Annotated in this window: 6 protein-coding genes; 5 read left to right on the forward strand and 1 reads right to left on the reverse strand. The window is 62.6% G+C overall.

Annotated features, from left to right (window positions below; all coding sequences use genetic code 11):
* Nucleotides 1-320: 320 nt before the first annotated feature.
* Entirely contained in the window at nt 321-1,598 is a 1,278-nt protein-coding gene (locus VFP86_06905; protein ID HET8999357.1) for a tetratricopeptide repeat protein, read from the forward strand.
* Nucleotides 1,599-1,674: 76 nt separating this feature from the next.
* On the opposite strand, the gene VFP86_06910 is transcribed toward VFP86_06905, so the two are convergent.
* Nucleotides 1,675-2,988 (reverse strand): cytochrome D1 domain-containing protein, encoded by a 1,314-nt coding sequence (locus VFP86_06910; GenBank protein ID HET8999358.1) that lies wholly within the window; start codon nt 2,986-2,988, stop codon nt 1,675-1,677.
* Between the two features lie 377 nt (nt 2,989-3,365).
* Here VFP86_06910 and VFP86_06915 point away from each other — a divergent pair, with 377 nt between their 5' ends.
* The 4 genes from VFP86_06915 to VFP86_06930 all read left to right on the forward strand — a co-directional run.
* Nucleotides 3,366-3,815: a MarR family transcriptional regulator gene (locus tag VFP86_06915; GenBank protein HET8999359.1), complete on the forward strand. Its 450-nt coding sequence runs from the start codon at nt 3,366-3,368 to the stop codon at nt 3,813-3,815.
* Nucleotides 3,808-4,443: a DoxX family protein gene (locus VFP86_06920; protein HET8999360.1), complete on the forward strand. Its 636-nt coding sequence runs from the start codon at nt 3,808-3,810 to the stop codon at nt 4,441-4,443. Before VFP86_06915 ends, VFP86_06920 begins: the two co-directional genes overlap by 8 nt.
* On the forward strand, nt 4,335-4,742 hold the full coding sequence (locus tag VFP86_06925) for a nitroreductase family deazaflavin-dependent oxidoreductase (GenBank protein HET8999361.1): 408 nt from the start codon (nt 4,335-4,337) through the stop codon (nt 4,740-4,742). The genes VFP86_06920 and VFP86_06925 overlap by 109 nt, the downstream gene beginning before the upstream one ends.
* Before the next feature lie 243 nt (nt 4,743-4,985).
* On the forward strand, nt 4,986-5,750 hold a 765-nt coding region (locus tag VFP86_06930), incomplete at its 3' end, for an NADP-dependent oxidoreductase (protein HET8999362.1).

Consider the following 5,750-nt stretch of genomic DNA (forward strand, 5'->3'; position numbering starts at 1 on the left):
ACAGCACTCTGGCACCCCCATGCTCTTAGGTCGGCGAGGTTTCGATTCCAGTCAAAAAGTGTACGTGGATTGTCGCAAATGCGCGACCAACCACGCGAACCTGCGGAATCAACTCCGCGAATCACCAAACGCCAGTTTCACACGCGGGGAGTCGCCGAGACATCCCCTCGGAGAGGAGCGGGCGAACCCGCGCCGGCGAGGTCTACGGACACAGTGGGGTAAAATGATCGATTTAGAAGTATAGTCATGCTTGATGTATAATGAAATGCGGAGTAAACTCTGTGTGATCCTCCTTCTTCGGTGTGCATTGGGGGCGGGCTGTGACCCTCGGGCAGAAGCTACGGAGCGCTCGGCTTGAGGAACGGTTGACGCAACAGCAGCTCGCGGGGAACGATCTGACGAAGTCCTATATCAGCGAGGTGGAAAGAGGACGGCGTACTCCTCGACTCATGACATTGAAGGTCCTCGCCCATCGGTTACACAAACCCCTCTCGTACTTCCTCGATGGGGCCTCGGAGGATCGCGAGGCCGAGGCCTTCCTCCAACTGGGCCTTGCGCGCATCCTCGCGGGCTCGGCTCAGGACGCCATCCCATCACTCGAAAAGGCACTCGATCTTGCGGTCAATCAAGGCGCGGAGGTCCTGCAGGCGCGAATCGAACTGGGGCTCGCGCTCGCGGACCAACAGTTGGGCAGCCTGCAGAGGGCCCAACGCCGGCTGGACCGCTGCCTTCGTGTCTTGATTCGCAGCGGAGACGGCGCTGCATTGGCTGCGGTGCATTGTTGCCTCGGCTTCGTCAAGCTGGGTGCCGGAGACCCGGCTTCGGCGTTGTGGGCGTTTCAGGCCGGGCTGCAGTTCTCAGAGCATCTTGGGCAAGATCCGCTCCTTCGCACGCGGTTGCATCTAGGACTCGGTATCGCTCACAGGAGATTGGGCGATACCCAGGCAGCGCGCGAAGCCCTCGCCCAAGCTTTGGAAGTCGCCCACCCCTTTCGCGATCACTATCACAAGGCATCCTGGCACCTTGAAATCGCCGACGCGGCGGTAGGGGCCGGACGGTTTGAACAGGCGTTCGAGCATCTCAGGGGAGCGGTGGCGGTTCACGAGACTCTGGCCCACAAGCGCAAACTGGCGGAGATTCACGAGCATCTTGGAAAGCTCGACGGAGAGCAGGGGAACTGGGAGGCGGCCCAGGGCCACTACCGGTGGAGCGCTGTGCTGCACGGGGCCGCGGCCAATCTCCCTGGGGTGGCGCAGGCATTGAGCGACTTGGCGGAGGTCCTCCTGCAGCGGGCATCGCCTGAGGCAGCCAGGGCCGTGTGCGAAGGCGCGTTGGCCCTGCTTGACGGCGAGGTTAATCAGGACGAGCGGGCACACATCCTCAGGGTCCTTGGGACGATGCACCGGATTGCCGGACGGCGAGAGGAGGCCAGGACTGTCCTGGAAGAGAGTCTCACTCTGTTCGGCAGAATCGATCATAAGAACGATGTTCGCCTCGTGCACCAGGAACTGGCGTTGGTGGCTCTTGAGGGAGGCGATATCGAAGAAGCCCGGCGGCACCTCGAGGCATTGCAGGAGACGTGGCCAAACCGCGGGTAGTGAGGTGTCCGCGGCTGGGACGGGACCCGACACCCATCCCAGCGTCGGACCTACCGGCAGCCGCTCCCGCGAATGTTCACTTCGTCACGATCACCTTGGCCTGCATGAACGGATGATTTCCGCAGAAGTACTCGTAGGACCCCGGCTTGGTCATCGTCACCGTGAAGCTCCCTCCCGGCACCACCTGGCCGGTGTTCCACTGTCCGTCTTTCGCCGTCGCGGTATGCGGAACGGGGTCACCGTCGATCCACGTCACCTTCTGCCCAGCTCGGACGGTCACCGTGGACGGGCCGAAGGCGAACGTCGCCATGCTAATCTTGGTGGAGTTCGCCATGGCCACGGCGGATTGAGGCGCTCGAGCCGCGAAACCCTGGGCGGCGGGGGCGGTCGAGGGGGGCAGGTACTCGCTCATCGCACCTGGGCCCCGCTGCAGCGAGATCTTCCGGGGCCCGTCGCCGACAAGGATCGTGGCCACGACTTGCAGCTTTCCCATGTCCACGACCGAGACAGTGTCGTCGCCCTCGTTGGTAACGTACGCCAGATTGCCGTCCGAGGTGAGCCCAACCCAGTGGGGGAACTTGCCGACCGCGACGTCCTTGACGACCTGGTGGGAGGCGGCATCGATGATCGCCAGCTGGCCGGTGGCCTGCACGACGGCCAGCGCGTACTTATGGTCCGGCGTGAATGCGATCTGATGCGGTATCGGGCCGACGGGGATCTGTGTTGCAATCTTGTTTGTGGAGGTGTCCAGGATCTGGATGTCGGCGCTGTTGGCCTCAGTGAAGTACATGGATTTGCCATCCAGGCTGACGGTCAGCCCTCGCGGCGTCTGATCCACAGGCAGACGCGCCGTCACACGCCGTCCCGGGATGTCCACGACGACGATCGCGTTGTGGTCGGGAACGTCTTGCGAGCCGACGTACGCGGTGCGTCCATCCGGCGCGAGCGCGACGCCGTGGGGCTTCGCGACTGAGACCTGGGCGGCGATCTTGAACGTCGCGGTGTCGATAACATCCAGCTTGCCAATGTCGAAGATCGCGACAAGCAGCGTCTTCGCGTCGCGCGAGAGGGCCATTCCTTCCGGCGACCTTCCGAGGTCGAGTGTCTTGATCACCTTGTCGGTCGCGGTGTCGATCACGCTGAGCTCGGTCGCATCCTCGCTCGAGACATAAACCCGCCGCCCGTCGGGCGTCACGATGACCCCCTCCGGTCCGGCCGGGACCTTGATCGTCCGGAGGACATGCCCCGTTGCCGTGTCGAGCACGCCGATCGTGTTGTTGCCGTAGAGTCCAATGTACGCCTTCGGGGTCTTGGCCGCGGCCGCGCTCGAGGGCAGCCCGGACACAGGCCCCCCCATGGCGGTTGTCATCAGGATCGTTGCGGCCGCCATCACGCGGGCACCGTGAGTCCGCGCGAGTAGAAGAGCGCCTCGAACACGAGGCTGAATCCACCTGTCTCTCATGTGCAGTCGACCTCCCGGTAGCGTATTGGCAGGGACCGGCCCCAAGCGATCCGGAGCCCGCGTTCCGTGTGCTCGTCCACAGAGTGATACACCGCCTCGGGAAGATTGGATTGGACGAGCCAGATAGGGAGCGTGCGATTGGTCTTTGACGGGTTACTCCCCAAGCCCCGAAGTTGACGCCCCCCCCCGGTCATTTTGGGATTCTTGCTTGTGTACGGACCCGGTCAGGTGGATTCGTAGCATGCTGCCTTCCATCGTCTTGACAACAAGATACTTCATGCTAAGATAATTGTGGGTGTAGCGGCATGGATACCTCGGGAACCCATATCTGGCTGGTGTTGGTGAAGGCGTTTCACGTGATGCGACAGCACGCGGAGCGGAGCCTCGAGGGCATCGACATGTGCTTCTCGGACTTCGCGATCTTGGAGACCGTGCTCAATCGAGGACCCCAACCCGTCAACACGATAGGTCAGCGAATTGACCTCACGAGCGGAGCGGTCACGACGGCGGTGGATCGACTCGAGAGGCGTGGCCTCGTGGTCCGTCGCTTCGACCCGAACGACCGTCGCGCTCGGATCGTCACCCTCACCCCAGAAGGTGCGAAAATTATCGGCGCGATCTTTGAGCGGCACAAGGACGCCATGGATCGGCTCGCTGACGGTCTCACCAGGAGCGAACGAGCGACGCTCATTGGGCTCATCAAGAAACTCGGACTTGCGGCAGCGGAACGACTCAAGGAGCGAAAACATGCGTGAATCAGCAACTAGTCATCTGCCCAATGTCGGCGCCGGGCCGGGAAAGGGCCTCAACATTACACTGTGGTGCGTGCAGGTGCTGCTCGCCCTGGCGTTCCTCGGCGCCTCCTCTGTCCAGCTGATGGGACAGCCCGAGATGGTCAGGCTCTTCGAGGCGGTCGGCATCGGACAGTGGTTTCGGTACGTAACGGGCATTCTTGAACTCACCGGAGCTGTGTTGATCGTGGTGCCGAAGACGAGGAGCGTTGGCGCCGCGATGCTTGTGGCAATCATGCTCGGCGCAATCGCCACGCACCTCTTCATCTTGCACAACGCTCCCACAGCACCGCTCGTGCTGCTTCTCCTCTCGAGCTTCGTGGTCTGGGGCGGCGGCGGGAGCTCGCGCGCGAGCAATCGACATGACCAAGATTTCCGTGATCGTCGGCAGTGTTGGCAGGAATCGCTTCTCCGAGAAACCCGGGCAGTGGATCGTCGACGACTAAACCGGAGGCCATCATGGCGGACGATTGGAACAAAGCGATCACCGACGAGTTCCGCGCGAACGGCGGCAGGGTCGGCGGACAGTTCACGGGCGCGCCGCTCCTTATCTTGCACAGCGTCGGAGCCAAGTCCGGCAGGACGCGTGTGAACCCGCTGATGTATCAGGATCTCGGGCAGGGCCGCGTCGCCATCTTTGCCACCAAATCCGGCGCGCCGACGAACCCGGATTGGTACCACAACCTGGTCGCCAATCCGCACGCCCGTGTGGAGCTCGGCACAGAGACGTTCGATGTGGCGGCCAGAGTGGCGGCCGCTGAGGAGCGGCAGCGAATTTGGGCCGCGCAGAAACAGCGCTACCCGAACTTCGCGGAATACGAGCGGAAGACGAAGCGTCAGATTCCCGTCGTCATCCTGGAGCGTGCCGGCGCACACGGAGCGTCACAGTGATGAGGGCCGCTGCTTGTTCCCCGAATCTCTTGCCAATAGCCCGCAGCTGCGCCGCCGCGTTCGTCGGGCGTGTCGGCCCTTGCCCGGCGCAGGGCGGGGGCTTTCGGCCGGGGTGTACAATCGGCCCGCTAGTCGGCGGAGCGGGCCCGCGGATATTGCTTTGCGTGAAGGCGACCGGCATGTTCTGAATTCTGAGGCGCCCACGCGCGTGGCGCCCATTGGGCAGACTTAAGGAGAGCTCGCATGAAAGCTGTCAGATTGTTGGAATACGGTGGGCAGTTGGTGTTCAACGATGTACCGACGTCGGCGATTGCACGCGACGAGATCTTGGTCAAGATCAGGAGTACCGCCGTCAATCATCTGGATCTTGTTGAGGCCTCCGGAACGGCAAGACAGATACTCCCGATCGACCTGCCGTGGATACCTGGTCATGAGTTTTCAGGGGTCGTCGAACAGATTGGCAGTGACGTTGCGGCATGTGCGCCAGGTGATGCCGTGTTCGGTACCACCACCGGAATGGGCGCGTACGCGGAGTATCTGGCTGTCAAGCCGGCGGCCATCGCAAGGAAACCATCCAACCTCTCCTTTGAGGAGGCGGCATCAGTGCCGGTGGCCTCCCAAACTGCATGGCAGGCACTCTTCACCCACGGTCACCTGGAAAAGGGACAAACGATCCTGATCCATGGTGGTGCCGGCGCGGTGGGCGCCTATGCGGTGCAATTGGCATCGCATGCCGGTGCCACCGTTATTGCCACGGCACGCGGCGACGATGAGGCGTACCTCAACTCCATCGGAGCCAGCCGGGTTATCGATTATCGAGAGGCGCAGTTCGAGAAGGTTCTGCGAGAGAAGGTCGATGTGGTCTTCGACTTGATCGGCGGCGATACACAGAAGCGGTCGTTTCTCGTCTTGAAGGAAGGCGGCCATCTCGTTGCTGCCACCCAGCCCGTATCGCAGGAAGAGGCCGCGAGGCACCGTGTGTCGGGCGTGATGATGAGGCTCGCGCCG

It is taken from the genome of bacterium, assembly GCA_035703895.1.
Classification (GTDB): domain Bacteria; phylum Sysuimicrobiota; class Sysuimicrobiia; order Sysuimicrobiales; family Segetimicrobiaceae; genus Segetimicrobium.

Excerpts from the sequence above, each read along its gene's own strand:
- VFP86_06915 (HET8999359.1), top strand. The coding sequence starts at position 3,366 with ATGGATACCTCGGGAACCCATATCTGGCTGGTGTTGGTGAAGGCGTTT.
- VFP86_06910 (HET8999358.1), bottom strand. The coding sequence starts at position 2,988 with ATGGCGGCCGCAACGATCCTGATGACAACCGCCATGGGGGGGCCTGTG.
- VFP86_06920 (HET8999360.1), top strand. The coding sequence starts at position 3,808 with ATGCGTGAATCAGCAACTAGTCATCTGCCCAATGTCGGCGCCGGGCCG.